The following is a 19,693-nucleotide window of genomic DNA, read 5'->3' on the forward strand; positions in this document are numbered from 1 at the left end:
TTAATTTTTTAAATCATTTCAGTTCTGATAATTTATGGATGATACGGTTAACAAGCCCATATTTGATGGCTTCCTGGGCAGACATCCAATAATTTCTATCGGTATCTTTGGCAATTTTATCATAAGAATGTCCAGTCTCTTTTGCAAAAATTGCATTCAAACGTTCACGCATTTTTATAATTTCCCTGGCCTCGATATCAATGTCCGTCGCCGGTCCTCTGACCCCACCCATTGGCTGATGCAATAAGAAACGTGTATTGGCTAAACAGAAACGTCGTTCTTTACGTCCTGCGGCATAAATCAGGGCCCCTGCCGATGCGACCCATCCTGTACCAATCATGTTAATCGGTGCATGGCTGTCCACAAAACGGATCATATCATGAATTGTATCACCACTTTCCACATGACCGCCAGGCGAATTGACATAAATATTGATCGGCTTAGACGACTCATAAGCCAGGGCCAACAAACGCCCGCTTATTTCCCTTGCAAGCTTGTCATTCACTTCACCAAAAATTAGAATTGTACGTTCTTTGAAAAGTTTATTTTCCAATTCATTATTTGCACCAGCCTCAGGAAAATTTTTATCCTCCTTTTTCTCTTCATCATCTGGATCACTGTCACTGAAATGTTTTTGTCCACCATCTGAAAGCTGCATAAGCTTCACCAATATTTTCCTTCAAATTATCTTTTCAAAAAAACAATTTTTATTTTATTTACTCTATTTTTTATACACCCTACATTGATAAATGAAAATTTTTTTTATTCACTGATCAGTTTTTTATATATGCCTGTAAAATTATCATTTTTACACAACAAAACGTATTATGATCTGCAATTTATCTTATAAATCAGGGGGAAAAGATTATTTCTCTATATTATGGAAACAAAATAGCGTATTAAGAAAAAACCTATAAACACTATAAAATTCATCAAATATGTTTTTATTTTATAAATTAAGGGTATAGAAGGGTATAGATAGAGTGTCTTCCATCCAGCAGCCAATTTTACGATATTTCTTATTTTTTAATCTCTTCTGTCTGGGGGGATGCTCCCAATCTGTGTTTATTAAAGCCCCCGTAAACGCATATCATGATATAGAAGGCGGCATTGTATCTCAACCCAGGCTGCCTGTTCCGGGAAATGATCAGAAATATCCCTATGTAGGGTTGACCCCAACAGCCTCCCCTCCTCTGCCCTCCCAAGATTTACGCAATGCAATCACAGATTCTCTCTCACAGGATAGAAATGAGACACAGTGGCAAAATGTAAAAAACCCAATTATTATTCCTGATATTCCTCCATTACCTGCACAGCAGAATAACCCACCTGCAAAATCGTCCGTTCAAACCAAACCTGTCAATAATCGAACTGGTCAGAACACCAACATGCAACCTGCGGAAAATCTCGCATCCTCTGCGAATTTTGATGCGGCAGGAGAGCCACCTCAACCAAACCAGAACTCGAATATTCACAACACGATCAATCAAAAAGAAAAATCGGTTAAACCAGTCGAGACTGTCGAATCCCATAAAACCGAACCCGTGGTTATGCCAGAACTTAGGGCAAAAATTGATGAACAAAATGTTGTAATTCCCTCTATTCCCGTCAATCCTCCCCCTCCATCCCACTTCCCTGATTTTGATGTCCCACCGGACATCAACCTTCCCCCTCCATCCCATCCTTCAGGTTTATCCTTTAAGGAACCAACAGGAACGCTTATACGTTTTCCGATTGATTCCGACACGCCTTATGCCAAACAAGAAGATATAATAAATAATATTGCCTGGCAAAGAAAAGGCAGAACCGTTTTTGTTCACGGATATGGTGACACAACCTCTCTTGATCCCGATGCACAAACTGCGGCGGTTTCACTTGCCTTGCTACGTGCAAAAACAGTTGCAAAATTATTAATCGCCCATAATGTACCAGAATCCGCTATTGTAATCCGGGCCTATGCATTTGGACACGGTGTTCGGATTCGTATGGACAATTAGTATTTTCTTTTTTAATTTTAATTTATTCTATTCAAACGAGCCTATGTCATGACAGAAGAATTCCATCGTATTCGTCGCCTGCCACCTTATGTATTTGCTGAAGTAAATGCCGCTAAAAAGGCCGCACGAGCACGTGGAGAAGATATTATAGATCTGGGTATGGGAAATCCAGATAGCCGTCCCCCTGAACATGTTATCCAAAAATTAATTGAAACAACCTCTGCTCCCCGTGTCCACGGTTATTCCGTCAGTCGTGGAATTGCCGGTCTACGCAAAGCCCTTGCAAATTATTATCAAAGACGTTTTAATGTCACCCTTGACCCTGAACATGAAACAATCGTGACTTTGGGATCAAAGGAAGGATTGGCAAACCTGGCTTCTGCAATCACCAGTCCTGGCGATACTATTCTTGTTCCCAATCCTTCCTATCCCATTCATCAATTTGGATTTATTATCGCTGGTGCTGCAATTCGCTCAATTCCTGCAAAACCAGATGAACATATGCTGGAGGCACTGCATCGTGCTGTTAAACATTCCATTCCGAAACCCACCGCCCTTATCGTCAATTTTCCTTCAAATCCCACCGCCTATTTGGCAGATCTGGATTTTTATCGTGAGCTCGTTCAGTTTGCAAAAAAAGAATCAATCTGGATTCTCTCTGATTTGGCTTATGCTGAAATTTATTTTGGTGAGAAAATTCCACCCTCCATTTTGGAAATACCAGGAGCAAAAGATATCGCTGTCGAATTTACTTCCATGTCTAAAACCTACTCAATGGCTGGCTGGCGTATCGGTTTTGCCGCCGGTAACAGAAAACTTATTGCTGCACTAACCCGAATCAAATCGTATTTAGATTATGGGGCCTTCACACCAGTTCAAGTTGCCGCAACAGCAGCCCTGAACAATCCCCAGGATTATGTAGAAAAAATTCGGACCCTATATAAAGAAAGAAGGGATACCATAATCAAAGGGTTGCATTCAGCTGGATGGAATGTTCCTTCCCCTGAAGCCTCCATGTTTGCATGGGCCCCCATTCCTGAACAGTTTAAATCAATGGGAAGTGTTGAATTTTCCAAACTTCTTCTCAAGGAAGCCCAGGTTGCTGTCGCCCCTGGTCTTGGTTTTGGTGAATATGGTGACGATCATGTTCGAATTGGTCTGGTGGAAAATACCCAAAGATTGAGACAAGCCTGCCGTTCAATAAAACATTTCATGCAGGCTTATTCTAAATAGCCCAACTATCTTTATTTAAGAAAAAATATATATCTTGCTCGGAGAAATTTTATGGATAATCCTTCGGTTAATAAACCCTTAAACCTTGGAATCGCTGGTCTTGGAACCGTAGGAATTGGCGTGTTACGATTATTGCAAAATAATCAAAAAACTATAACGAACCGTGCTGGACGCCCGATCCGCATCCATGCCGTGAATGCCAAAAACCGCCATAAAAATCGAAATATTGATTTAACAACTTTTAAATGGTACGAAGATCCGTTAGATCTTGCAACTGATCCTGATATAGATGTTGTTGTTGAATTGATCGGCGGTGCAAATGGAGCGGCTTATGAACTTGTCTGTGAAGCAATAAAAAATAAAAAAGCTGTTGTTACAGCAAATAAGGCCCTGATTGCTCTGCACGGTAACGAACTTGCCAAAATGGCTGCCAGTCAAAATGTTCCATTACTTTTTGAAGCTGCCGTTGCAGGTGGAATTCCAATTATTAAAACCATCAAAGAAGCCTTGGCGGCAGATCGCCTGATTGAAATTGGCGGAATCTTAAACGGAACCTGTAACTACATGTTGACCACCATGACAAGAACTGGACGAGGTTTTGAAGACATCCTAAAGGAAACTCAGCAACTTGGATATGCCGAAGCTGATCCATCCACCGATATTGATGGACTTGATGCCGCCCATAAACTTGCCATTCTGGCAAGCCTTGGTTTTGGGTATACTTTCAATTTCAAAGATATTTTTGTTGAAGGAATTCGAAACATCTCTCCACATGATATCCATTATGCCCAAGAATTGGGTTACACGATTAAATTGGTGGGTATGGCACAATATCATTCAGAAAACAAACTGGAATTACGTGTTCATCCCGCACTTTTACCTCAGTCCTCTCCCTTGGCCCGTGTTAATGGCGTAATTAATGCCATCAGAACAAAAGGCGAATTTTCAGGTTATCTGATGCTTGAAGGTGCCGGAGCTGGCGAAGGCCCAACCGCCACGGCTGTTTGCGCTGATATCATCGATATCGCCAGAGGCAATACAATACCCATGTGGGGAACGGACTGGAATGAACTCCGTCCCGCAACACTTGTCCCCAACTCGGATTTTAACAAAGCCTATTATATACGTCTTATTGTTGAGGATAAACCAGGTGTTGTGGCTGATATTGCAACCATTTTCAAAGAAAACAATGTTTCCCTACGAAGCCTGTTGCAACATAAAAATCATATGACTACTGATTCTGAAAATACGGTTCCTATCGTACTTGTGACTCATAAAAACAAGGAAAGTTCTTTATTAAAGTCATTAAAAGCAATTTATGACCTTCCTGCAATTCTGGAAAAACCCATCATGATCCGCATTGAAGAGCCATAATCATTACATACAAGGAAATTTTAAATCATGAATAAACCTCCTTTTCAATCTGGTTATACCGTCTCTGATCGGAACTTGGCGCTTGAACTCGTACGCGTGACGGAAGCTGCAGCACTTAAGTCCTTTCACTGGATTGGACTTGGCAAGAAAAACGAAGCTGATGCAGCAGCCGTTCAAGGCATGCGGCAAGCTTTTGATACTGTTGCCATTTCAGGCACCGTCGTAATCGGTGAAGGTGAAATGGATGAGGCTCCCATGCTTTATATTGGTGAAAAAGTTGGGGCTGGCGGACCCGAAATGGATATTGCTGTCGATCCATTGGAAGGAACAAATCTCGTTGCCAAGAATCTGCCCAATGCGATCACTGTCGTTGCATTGGCGGAAAAGGGGAACTTTCTTCATGCCCCTGATATCTACATGGACAAAATTGCCATTGGTCCGGGCTACCCCGAAGGTGTCATTGACATAGATAATAATGTTAAAACTAATTTAATGAACCTTGCAAAAGCGAAAAAAGTTGATGTTTCTGATTTAACTCTCAGCATTTTGGAAAGAGAGCGTCATGAGGAAATTATTGCCAAAGCCCGTGAAGCCGGCGCTCATGTCAAACTAGTTTCTGATGGCGATGTTGCCAGCATTATCTCAACCTGTCTCCCAAAAAGTAATGTTGATATTGTCATAGGATCAGGTGGTGCCCCAGAAGGCGTTCTTGCTGCTGCGGCATTACGTTGTTTTGATGGGCAAATGCAGGGCAGACTGCTTTTTGAAAATAAAGAGCAGATTGATCGTGCCAGAAAGATGAATCCCCTTGATCCGCAACGCAAACTTTCCCTTCATGACATGGCCAATGGAAATGTCTTATTTTCGGCAACAGGGGTTACAAATGGTGATATCCTTAAAGGTGTGCGCTGGAAAGGAAATCATGTATGGACAAATTCAATAGTTACGAGATCAGTATCAAAAACCATCCGTTTCATTAACGCTTGCCACGACCCGCGTAACAAACCTCAAACAACCATTTAAATTCCTCAAATCTCTATGTCGGAAACCTCTTCTCTAGTCCTTAATGTCAGTCAAAGTCTTTCAGGACGCCAGTGGGTATGGCGTCATTCTTCTCTGGATCAGCATTTTCTGGATCGTCAGGCACAAGCGATTGCTCAGAAAGCTTCCCTTTTCGAGGTTGTTGGTCGCATGATGGCATTAAGAGGGGTTTCCGCGGAAAATTTGCCTTTTTTTTTATCCCCAACCCTTAAAGCATTACTCCCCAATCCCTCTTGTTTAAAAGATATGGACAAAGCGGCAGCACGTATTGCCGATGCCATAATTAACCATGAGAAAATTGCCATATTTGGCGATTATGATGTAGATGGTGGCTGTGCCACAGCCCTGTTTAGCGATTTTTTTTCCATGCTGGGAAATCAAGCCATTTCATACATTCCAGATCGTTTCAAGGAAGGTTATGGTCCAAATGTGCAAGCGCTGGAACAGCTTATTCAACAAGGGGCAACCCTTATCATCTGTGTCGATTGTGGAACCGCAGCTCATTCCGTTTTTGATCAGATTAATCAGGAAAAAACAGACCTTATCGTTTTTGACCACCATAAATCAGAGATCGTTCCCAATATTTATGCAACCGTCAATCCTAATCGTTTAGACTGCACATCCAGACTAGGCAATCTTTGTGCCGGTGGAGTAAGCTTTATTGCATCCATTGCAATTACCCGAAATCTGCGGGAAAAAAATTATTTTCAAACCAACCCTGAACCTAATCTTTTTAAATTAATGGATCTCGTCGCTTTATCGACAATTTGTGACGTTATGCCTTTGACAGGCTTAAATAGAGCCTTTGTCACGCAAGGCTTGAAAATCCTAGCAAAACGTGAACGTATAGGGTTGGCTGCCTTATTGGATGTTGCTGGAATTACGCAAGTACCCAACGCCTTTAGTTGCGGATTCGCATTAGGTCCGAGAATTAATGCTGGTGGACGTATTTCCGAAGCAAGTCTTGGATTACAGCTATTAACGAACTCTAACCCCTTTGATGCAAGACTGATTGCCGAGCGTCTGGATACCATCAATAAACAACGGCAGAATATTGAAAAAGATGTATTGGATCAGGCCACCGAACAAGCAATGGAACAATATAGACAAGGTAATGCCGTCATTATGCTTAGCAATCCAAAATGGCATTCCGGTATCGTTGGCATTGTTGCAGGCCGCATCAAGGAACAAATCAACCGTCCAATTTTAATCGGGACAGAACTACAGGATGGCACCGTCAAAGGCTCTGGCCGGTCTGTTCCTGGCCTAGATTTGGGAGCCGCTATTATCGCAGCAAAACAGGCTGATTTATTGATCCAGGGAGGAGGTCATACAATGGCAGCCGGTTATTGCTATCATAAAGACAAAAGCCAGAAATTACACGATTTTCTTAATCATTATTTAAACCAGGCCACTCATTATCCGACTGTCGCAGATTTAGAAATTGAAACCGTCATCACTCCAGCAGGAGCCTCCGTTGAACTGGCCAAACAGATTGAAAATCTGGCTCCCTTTGGAAATGGAAATGAAGAACCCCTCATTGTCCTGTCTTATGTACACATTATCCGTACGGACAGGATAGGCAAAGATGGGAATACCTTACGGTTAATCATTCAGGGAGAAGAAAGACAATCCTTAAAAGCCCTTCTCTTCCGTGCAGATCAGAATCCGATAACTGTATTCTTAGAAGATTCTCAAAACCGGCGACCTGTTCATTTGGCAGGATGGTTACGTAACAATCAATGGAATGGAAAGGAAAATACAACTTTTTTTATAAAAGATGCAAGTTTTATAAAAAATTAATATTTTTTACTTGACCAAGAGATCACACCCATGTATTAAAACCTTCATTGCCTCTGTCCCGTTCGTCTAGAGGCCTAGGACATCGCCCTTTCACGGCGGCAACACGGGTTCGACTCCCGTACGGGACGCCAATAATTTATTGCATAAATTATTTGCATCGAATATTATTCATATCTAGTCTGAAGTTAAATAACCATTTGTTATTTTAACTTATTCTATTGTTTTATGCTATATAAAGAAATATGTATTCTTTTAAATGGCTCTCCCATAAATGAAATGTGCTGCTCTCATTGTAACTTACAATCGGCTGAATAAATTACAATTATGTTTACGCGCAACTTTTGCCCTTAAATTTGATACAATAATAGTCATTGACAATGCATCCACAGATGGTACAGAACAATGGCTATCCTCTCTAAAAGAATCCCGCCTACAAATCTTGCGCATGAAAAATAATATTGGGGGTGCGGGTGGATTTAAGTACGGTGCCCAATATATTGCGTCTTTAGACATAGACTGGATTTTTTTCTTTGATGATGATGCCTATCCAGCTGAGAATTTGCTTGATAATTTTATCCAGTTCAAAAAGGACAATTATCAAATTTTTTGCTGCAGGGTATTAACCCCTGATTATAAAATATGTTCCATGAACATACCCTTTAAAAAAATACCTTCAACTTTACTGGCCACAATACATTATAAAATAAACCCAAAACAGTTTTTACCGCAGTCTGATGCAATCTGTGAGGTACAAACCTTTTCGTTTGTAGGAACCATTATTCATAAAAACATTTTAAAAAAATACGCCCATATAATAATAGATGATCTGTTTATTTATTTTGACGATTTGGCTTTTTCATATTACTTGTCACAAAAAAATAATAAAATTCTGTATGTTCCAGATTTTATTTTTGTACATGATGTTATTTTACATTCCCAAATTTTTTCAAATAAGAAATTATATTATCTTGTACGTAACCTGATCATTACCCATAAAATTTACAGGAACAAACCTTTTTTTACTTTGCCTTCAACTTTATGCAGAATTATGACATGTTTCCTTTTATGCGTGATTCAAAAAAATAGAGTCCAATCCTTAAGATATTTATTTAATGGAATAAAAGATGGATTTAATTATAAAGTTAAAAATATTCTTTTTTAAATAAAATTCTATATTGCATTTTCAAAACACATTTTTTTACGAAATAATACGCTTTCAATAAAATAATGAAACAATTATCCCACTAAAAGCGTAGTTGTTTTAATTAATCAAATAATTTTCTATTTCTAACAGCCCCCTTGTCCGCACTGGTTGCCATCATCGCATAGGATTTCAAGGCCATACTAACTTTACGTGCTCTTGCCCTGACAGGTTTCCAGCCCTTTTGATCCTGCTCATTTCGGCGCTGTTTCAGGATATCATCCGATACCTGCAAATGAATGGAGCGATTAGGAATATCAATCTTAATTGTATCCCCGTCTTTAACCAAGCCAATTGTTCCTTTGTCAGCAGCCTCTGGAGATACATGCCCAATTGATAAACCGGATGTTCCACCTGAAAAGCGTCCATCTGTCAATAACGCACAAAGTTTCCCAAGATTTTTTGATTTCAAATAACTGGTTGGATAAAGCATTTCCTGCATTCCCGGACCTCCCTTAGGTCCTTCATAACGAATAACAACAATATCCCCGGGTTCTATTTGGTCTGATAAAATGCTTTCAACTGCACTATCCTGGCTTTCAAAAACACGTGCCTTGCCTTCAAATACCAAAATTGATTGATCAACACCGGCTGTTTTTACAACACACCCATCTTCGGCTAAATTACCATACAAAACAGCCAGTCCACCATCTTTGGAATATGCATGTTCAATATCACGGATACAGCCGCCAACACGATCCTGATCCAACGTTTTCCAACGCTGATTTTGACTGAAGGCCTGTTGAGAAGGGATACCACCGGGAGCGGCTTTAAAAAAATCCAAAACAGATTTTTCATGTGTTGAAATAATATCCCAATGAAGAATAGCATCCTTTAAACTATCTGAATGGACCGTGATCGTGTTGAGATGCAATAAATTCGCTTTAGCCAGTTCACCCAGAATTCCGTAAACACCTCCGGCCCGATGCACATCCTCAATATGGTAGAGCTGAGTATTCGGGGCCACTTTACATAATTGTGGTATTTTACGAGATAGACGGTCAATATCCTGTAATGTAAAAGGAACTTCCCCTTCTTGTGCTATGGCCAAAAGATGTAAAATCGTATTCGTTGACCCCCCCATAGCAATATCTAGGGCCATCGCATTTTCAAAGGCCTCTTTCGTTGCAATGGAACGTGGCAATATTTTATCATTACCATCCCTATAATAAGAATTACAAAGTTCAACAATTCTTTTGCCCGCCCTTCTGAATAAAAACTGGCGATCTTTATGCGTAGCCAACAAAGTGCCATTACCAGGAAAGGAAAAACCCAAAACTTCGGTTAGACAATTCATGGAATTGGCCGTAAACATACCAGAACAAGAACCACAGGTTGGACAGGCGTTTCGTTCATATTCCGTTACCTGACTATCTTGAACATTATCATCACCGGCGGCAATCATCGCATCAATCAGATCCAGTTTATGATTAGCCAGATGACTTTTACCCGCTTCCATTGGACCACCGGACACAAAAACAGCAGGGATGTTCAAACGCATTGCAGCCATTAGCATCCCAGGAGTTATCTTATCACAATTCGAAATACAAACCATTGCATCTGCACAATGCGCATTCACCATATATTCGACTGAATCAGCAATAATCTCTCGACTTGGTAAGGAATATAGCATTCCATCATGCCCCATCGCAATTCCGTCATCAATCGCAATTGTGTTAAATTCCTTTGCCACGCCACCGGCATTTTCAATTTCTTTTGCAACCATCTGGCCCAAATCCTTTAAATGAACATGGCCAGGAACAAATTGGGTAAAAGAATTAACCACAGCAATAATTGGTTTATGAAAATCATCATCTTTCATTCCAGTTGCACGCCATAAAGCACGTGCACCAGCCATATTACGACCATGAGTAGAAATGTATGAACGATATTGAGGCATCCGTTAACCCTTGCATGAAAAAATTAAAATAAATTATGATTAAAATTAATTCCTATTGAATTAGTTCACTATTCTGTAAAAGCAATTTTATACATGATTTTTTTAATAAATTATTATTATATCTTACAATCAACCGCTTTCTTTATTTGAAATCATCATAAATCTTTAAACGTGATAAGAAAACTTTTAAATTGATTTCCGTTTCATAACCGGTCAAAACGAATTAATTATTTTATTTAACAATCATCAATGAAATAGAAAATATTCTCGAATGTCCCGTTTTTTATCAAAATTTATAAAACCTGCAATCTTTTTTGACCGGGATGGTGTTATCAATATCGATACGAATTATCCTTATCGTCTGGAAGATTTAATTTTGGTTGAAGGGGTTGAAGAAGCTATTTGTCAAGCCAAGAAACTCGGTTTCCTTACCGTCGTAGTAACCAATCAATCCGGGGTTGCACGCGGTTTTTTCACAGAACGGGATGTCCAGAACTTTCATCGCTATATTCAAGAAAAACTAAAAAAATATAATACCGCTATTGATGCCTTTTATTATTGTCCCTACCATCCAGAAGCCAAGATTAAAAAGTATCGACAGGATCATCCTGATCGTAAACCGCATCCAGGAATGATTGAACATGCAATTCATGATTTATTCATTGATCGTCAGCATTCTTTTTTGATTGGTGATAAATCGACTGATTTACAGGCTGCAGAAAATGCAAATATTGCAGGATATCTTTTTAAAGAGAAAAATCTTGCATCTTTTTTGAATAAAATAATTAAAAAACAATTAAAATATTAATTTAAGTCCGTTATAAATTCTTTTTTATAATTGAAAATCAATTTTCTATATATATTAACATTATTACTAATCAATTAATATCTTTTAACATTTTTTCAATTACAATCAAACTTATTCGTCATTTTTATTATTAATTCGTAAAAATTAAAAAGATGTAATTAAAATACATCTTTATTGCCTTTTCATATTAAACGTTATATAAGATGTATTTGAAATAAATCTTTTACTTAAATATTAAGAATCCTTTTATTTCAAATAAATATATTTAAAAATACTGAATCGATAAGTCTATGAAAAGTAATTATCAAGATGGTGTTATCAGTACTCTAACATCAGAAATACTTACAAAGCTTAACAGGAACCCTGTTAACAGAAAATTGAAATGGCTACTTTTAATTTCAGCCTTTCTATGTTTTTTATTTATGGGATGGGCAACATTATTCACCTATCAGCAAAGCCCACCTATTCCAGTTCAATTCATTTCATCACAAGATAAGGTTTTATTCACAGACAAAGATGTTTTTCTTGGAAAACAGGGTTTTCAAAAAGCCGATCTGATTGATTACGGTGGATTATACGGTATGGGATCCATGTTTGGACCCGATTATACTGCCAAAACTCTCGTGGATCTTGCCAAAGCAATTCAAGAATATCTAGCCCAAGAAAAATTTCATCAGTCTTTTCATTTATTAACTTCAGATCAACAATTCCTTATTCAAAGAAAAATGCAAATAATGTTACATAACGTTGATCTTACACAGAAATCTTTACGTTTTCCTACTGCGTTTAGTCAGGCAATCGTCGATGTCAGAAAAAATTTATCTCAAGAATTAGTACAGGATAATTTCAAGGCCGGTTACTCGCGGGCTCATGCATTAAATCAGGCGGATGCCAAAAGTACTTCTGAATTTATTATCTATACAGCCCTCACATCCGTAGGCCATCGCCCCAACAGCACCATATCCTGGACACAAAATTGGCCTTATGAACCCATTGCAGGAAACCAACCTACCAGCCAAACCTTTACCTGGACATGGGCTGGGTTCTGTTTTGCCTTTGCAGGCTTTGGTGCCGTGATCATGATCAATCGTATCTGGCTATCTGGTGAAGATAGGGAGGCGATGGACCAGGTTATCGACGGATTTAAGAATCTGACCCCAAGCCAGAAAAAAATCGGTAAATATTTTTTATTTGTTGCCACTATTTTCCTCGTCCAGCTTCTAATGGGTGGATTAATGGCCCATTATTATTCTGAACGGACAAGTTTTTACGGATTTGAAATAGGAAAATATTTACCTTTTAATTTTCTACGAAGTATTCATTTGCAAACCCCGATTGTATGGATTGCATTTTCCTGGATTGGTTCAGCTCTATTTTTAGGGCCAATTATCAGTGGAAAAGAAGCAAAATATCAGAATATACTTGTTGATCTTTTATTTTATGCATCAGTGATAGTTATTGCGGGTATTGTCATTGGCAACTATCTGGGCATCATGGGTTACCTACCTCATTTATGGTTTTGGTTCGGCAACCAGGGCAATTCCTATCTGGAATTAGGCAGAGGTTGGCAATATGCTTTTTTTGCTGCTCTTTTGTTTTGGAGTTATTTAGTATTCCGCTCCTTCTGGCCCGATAAACGTCACTGGCAAAGAGCCTTTAAATCATTCCGTATTGGAAATATACGTCTTGAACATTTATTCTGGTTATCGACTCTAAATATTGCCGTTTTATACGTATTTGGCATGATACCCATGTTTGAAATAGGCAAGTCCTATACCATGGACGATTTCTGGAGATGGTGGGTCGTTCATCTTTGGGTTGAGGAATCCTTTGAATTCTTCACGGCATGTGTTACCGCCTATCTTTTGATGGGGATAGGATTGATTTCCCGTTGTTTTGCTGAGCGGACAGTTTATTTTGAACTTATCCTAATCTTTATTGGTGGGGTCATTGGCACAGGTCACCATATGTATTGGGCCGGTGAACCATCCATTTGGATCCCCATGGGAAGCATGTTCTCATTTATCGAGGTTTTACCCCTAATTCTATTGGTTATCGAATCTATTGACGAATATAAAATCATTACAGCCCATCAGACTTTCCAGTATAAATTGGGATATATGTATATTATTGCTGCTGCAGTATGGAATTTTATTGGTGCGGGTGTCTTTGGTGGGGGTGTATTAAATGCACCACTTGTTAATTATTATGAACATGGGACGTTTTTAACCTTGAATCATGCCCACACCTCTCTTTTTGGAGCCTTTGGTCTTTTAGGACTGGGAATGATTTATTTCTGTTTAAGATATATTGCTAGTGACAAATATCCATTTATAGAAAAATGGGGATATATTGCCTTATTCCTCTATAATATCACACTTGTCCTATGGACTACATTAACCTTTTTCCCTATCGGCTGGCCCCAACTCAACGCTGTTTACGAACACGGATTAACTTACGCCAGAAGCTTAAGCTTTTATGACACCAAAACATTTTGGCAATGGTTACGTATAATCGGGGATATTTTCTTTTCTATAGGCGCTTTAATTATGTGCTGGGATTTTATCGTAAAACTCAAACCTATTTTTAAAAAATAACATTTCTATTTCTTTTATAAAAAGCTCGTCAAAATTCAATAAATAAATAATAATGACGAGCAATTTTATCAGAAAGAAATCATTTTACCGGGTGTAATTTTATTTCCAAGTCCCAACAGCGACTTGGCTAAAGGAATTGCAACAGGTGCAAGTTGTCTCCCCATTAAAATTGAACGGTGCTCGATAGAGGCCAGCATTTCAAAATCATCATTTAATTTTAAGAAATCATCTCGTATCGCTTTGCCTATACGGACCGTTTGGGCAATCCCATGACCACTCCATCCATGAACCGCATAAATAGGCGCTTTTTCTCCTAATTTACGACAATCTACCGCCCCATTTAGGGTTAAATCAGTTGTTCCACTCCACGCTAATTCTAAATGAATATCATCACGTTGAGGAAAAATAGTCTTAATTCGTAACATTAAATAATCAATAACTTTTTCAGAATTCCATCGCATTCCTGTTCCTTGCCCTCCAAATAAGATACGCTCTTTACGGACCGGGCGATAATAATCTATTTGTAGCTGCGTATCATAAACAGCCATTTGTGTCGGAAGTAATGTTTTACTCCCCCCCTCAATCGGATTAGTAACACCAACATAAGTATAAAAAGGAATGGTTGAATTAACATCTGATAATAATTGAAAGGTCGTATGGTGAACGGCTAATACCACTCCTTTTTTAGCAAGAATTTTACCCTGTGCCGTTTCAATAGATACCCCTTCTGATACAGTTTCTATTTTTAGAACTTCACTATCTTCATAAACATGCCCACCATTTTTAACAAAACCATAAATCAAACCACGCGTTAAACCTAAAGAATGAATTTGCCCTCCAATCTTATCCAAAGCACCACCATAATAAAGTTCTGAATTGATATGATCACGAATTTCATAAGGCCCTAAAATGCGAACACTATCATCACCTAAATATCGACGTGCATCTGCCCCAACCGTCAAAGCATTGATATGACCAGGATGAATCGCCGCGGTTAAATGCCCACGACGCATATCTAAATCCAAGGCATAATGTTCTGTTATTTCTTGAATAAGATCAAACGATTCAATGGATGTAAATTTCCACAAACGACAAGCTTCGTCATAATCGAAATTCTCAATAATAGATTCTGCTTCCCATCGTGCCAATCCAGGCGTCAATTGTCCGCCATTTCTTCCCGAAGCAGCTGACCCCACCTTATTTTTTTCAAGAAGGATTGTTTCAACCCCAGATTCTGACAAATGTAAAGCCGTAGAAGCCCCAAGCAATCCGCCACCAACCACTACCATATCACATTCACAATCATGTTCTAAGGCTGGAAATGTTTTCCATGGGGATAAAGTCGCCTCATAATAATTGGCGGGTCTAGCTAATACATCCTCATCTTGTACTTGTCGCGAATCAACCCAGTTCCATTCTTCCTGTTTAGGACCTTCATCCGTTTTTCTAAAGGTAACATCTTCTGTTAAAATAGGTTTTTCAAGTTTTTGTTCTGTATTCATCATTCTCATCCGACCACACTTATAATGTTGATTTAGCTACATGAATATCTGCTCCAGACGTTAAAGACAAATCATGCCTTTTAAATAAAGGCCGTTTACGAACTTTACAGTATAAAATATAGGTTATTCCTAAAGCGGTCCAAAAGCCTCCCAATAAAAGTGCGTCTTCTTTTAAATTAGTCCACATCACAATTACGGAGAACATTCCCAAAGAAGGACAGATAATATTTTTTAAAATTTGTTTAAGCGTTGAAAACTCTTTTTTATAACATACAAACCATATAAACACAGAAATATTAACCGCACTAAAAGCTACCATCGCACCAAAACTAATTAATGAGACGGCTGTATCTAACCGAAAGAAAATAGCATTTAAAGAAAGAATTCCCACCAACAGCACACAAACAATAGGAGAGCGATAGTGAGGATGAATATATTGCAATTTTTTCCATGGAATAACCCCATCAATCCCCATAATATAAATTAAGCGTGCTGCACTGGCATGCGATGCCAGAGCCGAAGCGAAAGTATTAATCAAGATAGCTAATAAAAAGATCGATTGAAACAATTTCCCCCCCACGTACAAAACAATTTCAGGCATTGCCTCAATAGGATCTTTGAAAGGGCTATTATTCGGATAGTAAAGCTGGATAAACCATGCCGATACAAAAAAGATAATACCACCCGTTAAAACCGTAGCAATAATCGCCCGCGGTATATTTTTTCTGGCATCAAAAGTTTCATTTGCAAGCGTGGTTACAGCATCAAATCCCAAAAAAGAAAAACATAAAATAGCAGCACCACTTACCAAGGGAATAAAAGAATTGTCCCCATTCATCAAAGGTTTTAACGTCATTACGTGCGATACATCATATTTAAAGACCAAAGCATGAATAACCAAATAGATGAAATAAACCATCAAAATTAAAGGAATACCAACGAACAAGGCATTAAGATTGGCAAGAAATTTAATATTTCGACAATTAATAAACGTAACTAATGCCGTATAAAAAATGATTAACATCCACGCGGGAATATCAGGGAATAAAGCTTTGAGATAAATTCCTGAAAGTAAACTATTAATCATTGGCAATAAGAGATAATCAAGCAGGGTTCCCCACCCGACAATAAAACCACTAATTTTACCGCAAACTTGATTGGTATAACTATAAGCAGAGCCTGATTTAGGAAAAATAACAGCGAGTCGACTGTAACTAAAAGCAGTCAACATGATGGCACCCAATGCCAATAAATAAGCCATAGGAACACGACCATTCGTTACACCTGATACGATACCAAATGTGTCAAAAACAGTCATGGGAGTCATGTAAGCTATCCCAATGATAATAACTCGCCAAAGAGATAACTGAGCTTGGTGCGGTGCTAACTCATTCATATGCCTGCCTTTATTATCTAAATAAATTTTACAAACAATTTTGAGAACATTATTTATAAAATTTATAGTAACAAAACATTTTTATTAAGAAACTATTTTTTTTATTAAGAAAATATTTTTTTTATTAAGAAAATATTTTTTACAAATTAATATCACATATCATTGTTATCAACAGATTTACTTTGCCTTATGCAAAGGATACTGTTAATGAGACATATTTTTGAATTAATCAACCTTTTATTTGCAAAAAAAACAGATATAGGATCAAAACCTGAATTTCGTTTATAAGAATGTTTTTTGCAAAGGAATCAAAAGTAACAGAAGATTTTATGAATAAAAATAGAACCTACTATCTAGACCCATGAAAGAAAAATGTTTTAATTTAATTTATCGGGAAGACGTATCAGTAGTATTATGAAAGCTGACTTAGTAATTCATCATTATATATAACAGAACCAAATTTTTGAAAAAAAATTATCTGTCAGAAAATTATGTGTTTGCAGAATCACTATTGACACAAGCAGCTTTTAAAACAGTTAATTTATAATCCAGTGCCGTAATCTGTCCAGCGACTGAAAAAGATATAAAATTATTTAATATAAAATCTTGAAAATCCATAAATAGAAAAGCTGTTTTTCTTTATTCATTTTTAAATAAACCATTAAATTAGCCTTTTTAATATAATATTAATATTTATAATCCAATATTTTTAGCACAAACCAATTGCCTATGGCACCAATCAGCAATAGAACACTTGTTGCGAGAAATACGAAATACATACCCATATAACCACTGACAAACCCGCCAGCCAATGGACCGATAACCTGACCAACATATTGTACGGAAATAGTATAACCCAATACAGTTCCCACTAAATGATTTGGAACTTGATGTCGAATGATTGTTATAATGCAGGGCATTAAACCACCAAGGGCCAATCCCATAAAAAAACGTAATATGATAAGTTGCCAGACTGACGTGACATAGGCTTGAGGAACAAGCAATATCCCGGCAATAATTAAGGTCCAGATAATAATCCGTGCATGACCTATTTTATCCGCTAAATGACCAAGCCATGAAGCAGACAAGATACTCCCAAAAGCACCAGCCGACATAATCAAACCTGCAAAGAAAGTTATTCTGGATTGCTCAACAGCCAGTTGATGAACATATAAGGTTATAATTGGTTCGATAGACATATTGGCAATCATTAGTAACATGCCCGTAACCAGCATTATGAAAATCAATCTTTTATTGGGAATATCGGACCAATTTCCTTTAACGTTTTTTTCATGAATAACCAACCTTGAAGATTCTCGAATAAAACCCAATGTAACAAGAAACGTAATGAAAATTAAACATCCTGCCCCTATGAACGTAATACGGATTCCTATTAAAGATGGCAATATCCCCCCAATCAGGGGGCCAATCAGATTTCCTGCCATGATACCGGATGAAAGCAGTCCAAGTGCCCAAGCAGAACGATCCTTGGGGGTTTGGGCAGCAATCATGATTGTTGCACCTGAAGAATATCCGCCAGCAAAACCAGCAAGCAATCGTAATCCAACCAATTGCCAAATATTTGTCGCACATCCCATCAATGCCATTGTCACGGCCATACCTAGACTCGCCCTAAGAAGCATTGGTTTACGACCATAACGATCCCCCAGATATCCCCAGAATGGCGCAATCATTCCTGCTATAAAAAATGTTGCGCTATAGGCTATTCCTGACCATTGAGCTATACTTGCATGATCTTTGACTCCCAACTGCTGAACATAGATCGGTAAAAAAGGCAACATTAATGTCATTGCAAAAAAGGTTGTAAATGATCCAAATAAACAAACAAAAAGATTGCGAACCCAATATGACTCATCTTGATCTGTTTCAATTGTTGAGGACATGATAAATCCACCATAAAATTGCCTTTAATTGGTATACCAATTTGGTATACCAAAATGATCCTATCATATAATCAATAATAGGAAACAAATTTATGAACGAAACCCTTACTCAAGCTCAGCATGCTGAAATAAAATTAAGAAATCTTATTCTGAATATGGAAATAGCGCCGGGTGAACGTATAACAGAACGTGATATTGTAGGATTCATTGGAATTTCTAGAACCTCCATTCGAACCGCATTATTTAAACTTGCTAGTGAGGGACTGGTTATTCACAAAAAATCCGGTTGGATTGTATCCCCGATTAATCTAGAAGAAATTTCTCAAGTGTGCATTTATCGTAAAATACTTGAGGTTGCCGCTATTCAAGAAACAACACAAATAGTTATAGATAAAAATATTTCAAAAGTTGAAAATCTACTGAATTCAATTTCACCAACCTCAACTCATGAACAGCTTGATCAAATTGGCCATGATTTTCACATATGGATTGCAAAACTGTCAGAAAATGAATTTATTATTCAAGGCACTGAAAATGCAATGATGAGATTAAGACGAGCCCGCTGGCTTGAAAATAAATATGATCACACGGGATGGGATGAACATCGTCAAATAATGATTGCCTTAAAAAAGGGAAAAATACAAAAAACGATATCACTTATTGAAAACCATATCTCAAGAACACGTCAAAACTTACTAAGTACACTTCAAAAAAAACAGCTAAGTCTTAGGGCTCAAGGCGCCTTTTTAACATCTAAGTAAACATCTTTTACAAAGAATAGAATTAATTCAACCTAATTTCTTTAAATATTAAAGTGAGAATATAAGAATATTCCTTAAAAAATAATTGTTCTACAAAAAATGATATTAAATAATTTTTTTTTAATTTTTAATAAACAAAATATTTTTGATATAAAAACAAAAAAATACAGAACTAA

Annotated in this window: 14 protein-coding genes and 1 tRNA gene; 10 read left to right on the top strand and 5 right to left on the bottom strand. The window is 37.8% G+C overall.

Annotation, left to right across the window (positions count from 1 at the left end; all coding sequences use genetic code 11):
* Positions 1-13: 13 nt before the first annotated feature.
* Positions 14-658, bottom strand: coding sequence for an ATP-dependent Clp protease proteolytic subunit (locus H3T44_RS08540; RefSeq protein WP_110439590.1), 645 nt, complete (start codon positions 656-658; stop codon positions 14-16).
* 325 nt (positions 659-983) lie between these two features.
* On the opposite strand from H3T44_RS08540, the gene H3T44_RS08545 reads away from it, so the two are divergent.
* The 7 genes from H3T44_RS08545 to H3T44_RS08575 all read left to right on the top strand — a co-directional run bounded on the left by H3T44_RS08545 (position 984) and on the right by H3T44_RS08575 (position 8,610).
* Positions 984-1,997 (top strand): hypothetical protein, encoded by a 1,014-nt coding sequence (locus H3T44_RS08545; protein ID WP_198196890.1) that lies wholly within the window; start codon positions 984-986, stop codon positions 1,995-1,997.
* Positions 1,998-2,045: 48 nt separating this feature from the next.
* Positions 2,046-3,230 (top strand): LL-diaminopimelate aminotransferase, encoded by a 1,185-nt coding sequence (locus H3T44_RS08550; RefSeq protein WP_155566280.1) that lies wholly within the window; start codon positions 2,046-2,048, stop codon positions 3,228-3,230.
* 51 nt (positions 3,231-3,281) lie between these two features.
* Entirely contained in the window at positions 3,282-4,604 is a 1,323-nt protein-coding gene (locus tag H3T44_RS08555; protein WP_198196889.1) for a homoserine dehydrogenase, read from the top strand.
* A 27-nt stretch (positions 4,605-4,631) separates the two neighbouring features.
* Positions 4,632-5,627 carry a class II fructose-bisphosphatase gene (glpX, locus tag H3T44_RS08560; protein WP_198196888.1) on the top strand — a complete coding sequence of 332 codons (996 nt, stop codon included), beginning with the start codon at positions 4,632-4,634 and terminating at the stop codon, positions 5,625-5,627.
* A 15-nt stretch (positions 5,628-5,642) separates the two neighbouring features.
* Positions 5,643-7,448 carry a single-stranded-DNA-specific exonuclease RecJ gene (gene recJ, locus H3T44_RS08565; protein ID WP_110439551.1) on the top strand — a complete coding sequence of 602 codons (1,806 nt, stop codon included), beginning with the start codon at positions 5,643-5,645 and terminating at the stop codon, positions 7,446-7,448.
* A 55-nt stretch (positions 7,449-7,503) separates the two neighbouring features.
* A tRNA-Glu gene (locus H3T44_RS08570) sits at positions 7,504-7,579 on the top strand.
* 140 nt (positions 7,580-7,719) lie between these two features.
* A complete protein-coding gene (locus H3T44_RS08575; RefSeq protein WP_110439550.1) occupies positions 7,720-8,610 on the top strand; it encodes a glycosyltransferase in 891 nt (296 codons plus the stop codon).
* Between the two features lie 103 nt (positions 8,611-8,713).
* Here H3T44_RS08575 and ilvD read toward each other — a convergent pair whose 3' ends face one another.
* Positions 8,714-10,549, bottom strand: coding sequence for a dihydroxy-acid dehydratase (gene ilvD, locus H3T44_RS08580; RefSeq protein WP_110439549.1), 1,836 nt, complete (start codon positions 10,547-10,549; stop codon positions 8,714-8,716).
* Between the two features lie 271 nt (positions 10,550-10,820).
* On the opposite strand from ilvD, the gene H3T44_RS08585 reads away from it, so the two are divergent.
* Both H3T44_RS08585 and H3T44_RS08590 read left to right on the top strand, forming a co-directional pair.
* A complete protein-coding gene (locus H3T44_RS08585) occupies positions 10,821-11,357 on the top strand; it encodes a D-glycero-beta-D-manno-heptose 1,7-bisphosphate 7-phosphatase (protein ID WP_198185532.1) in 537 nt (178 codons plus the stop codon).
* Positions 11,358-11,647: 290 nt separating this feature from the next.
* A complete protein-coding gene (locus H3T44_RS08590) occupies positions 11,648-13,954 on the top strand; it encodes a nitric-oxide reductase large subunit (protein ID WP_232347581.1) in 2,307 nt (768 codons plus the stop codon).
* A gap of 68 nt (positions 13,955-14,022) precedes the next feature.
* Here the strand turns inward: H3T44_RS08590 and H3T44_RS08595 are convergent, their stop codons facing one another.
* From H3T44_RS08595 to H3T44_RS08605, 3 genes are all read right to left on the bottom strand, one after another.
* Positions 14,023-15,459: an FAD-binding oxidoreductase gene (locus H3T44_RS08595; RefSeq protein WP_232347580.1), complete on the bottom strand. Its 1,437-nt coding sequence runs from the start codon at positions 15,457-15,459 to the stop codon at positions 14,023-14,025.
* Positions 15,460-15,475: 16 nt separating this feature from the next.
* Positions 15,476-16,852, bottom strand: a complete 1,377-nt coding sequence (locus H3T44_RS08600) for an APC family permease (RefSeq protein ID WP_122122916.1) — start codon at positions 16,850-16,852, stop codon at positions 15,476-15,478.
* Between the two features lie 686 nt (positions 16,853-17,538).
* On the bottom strand, positions 17,539-18,756 hold the full coding sequence (locus tag H3T44_RS08605) for an MFS transporter (RefSeq protein ID WP_198196887.1): 1,218 nt from the start codon (positions 18,754-18,756) through the stop codon (positions 17,539-17,541).
* A 92-nt stretch (positions 18,757-18,848) separates the two neighbouring features.
* On the opposite strand from H3T44_RS08605, the gene H3T44_RS08610 reads away from it, so the two are divergent.
* On the top strand, positions 18,849-19,517 hold the full coding sequence (locus tag H3T44_RS08610; RefSeq protein ID WP_198196886.1) for a GntR family transcriptional regulator: 669 nt from the start codon (positions 18,849-18,851) through the stop codon (positions 19,515-19,517).
* Positions 19,518-19,693: the final 176 nt, after the last annotated feature.

The organism is Commensalibacter sp. M0355 (genome assembly GCF_016101365.1).
GTDB classification, from domain to species: domain Bacteria; phylum Pseudomonadota; class Alphaproteobacteria; order Acetobacterales; family Acetobacteraceae; genus Commensalibacter; species Commensalibacter melissae.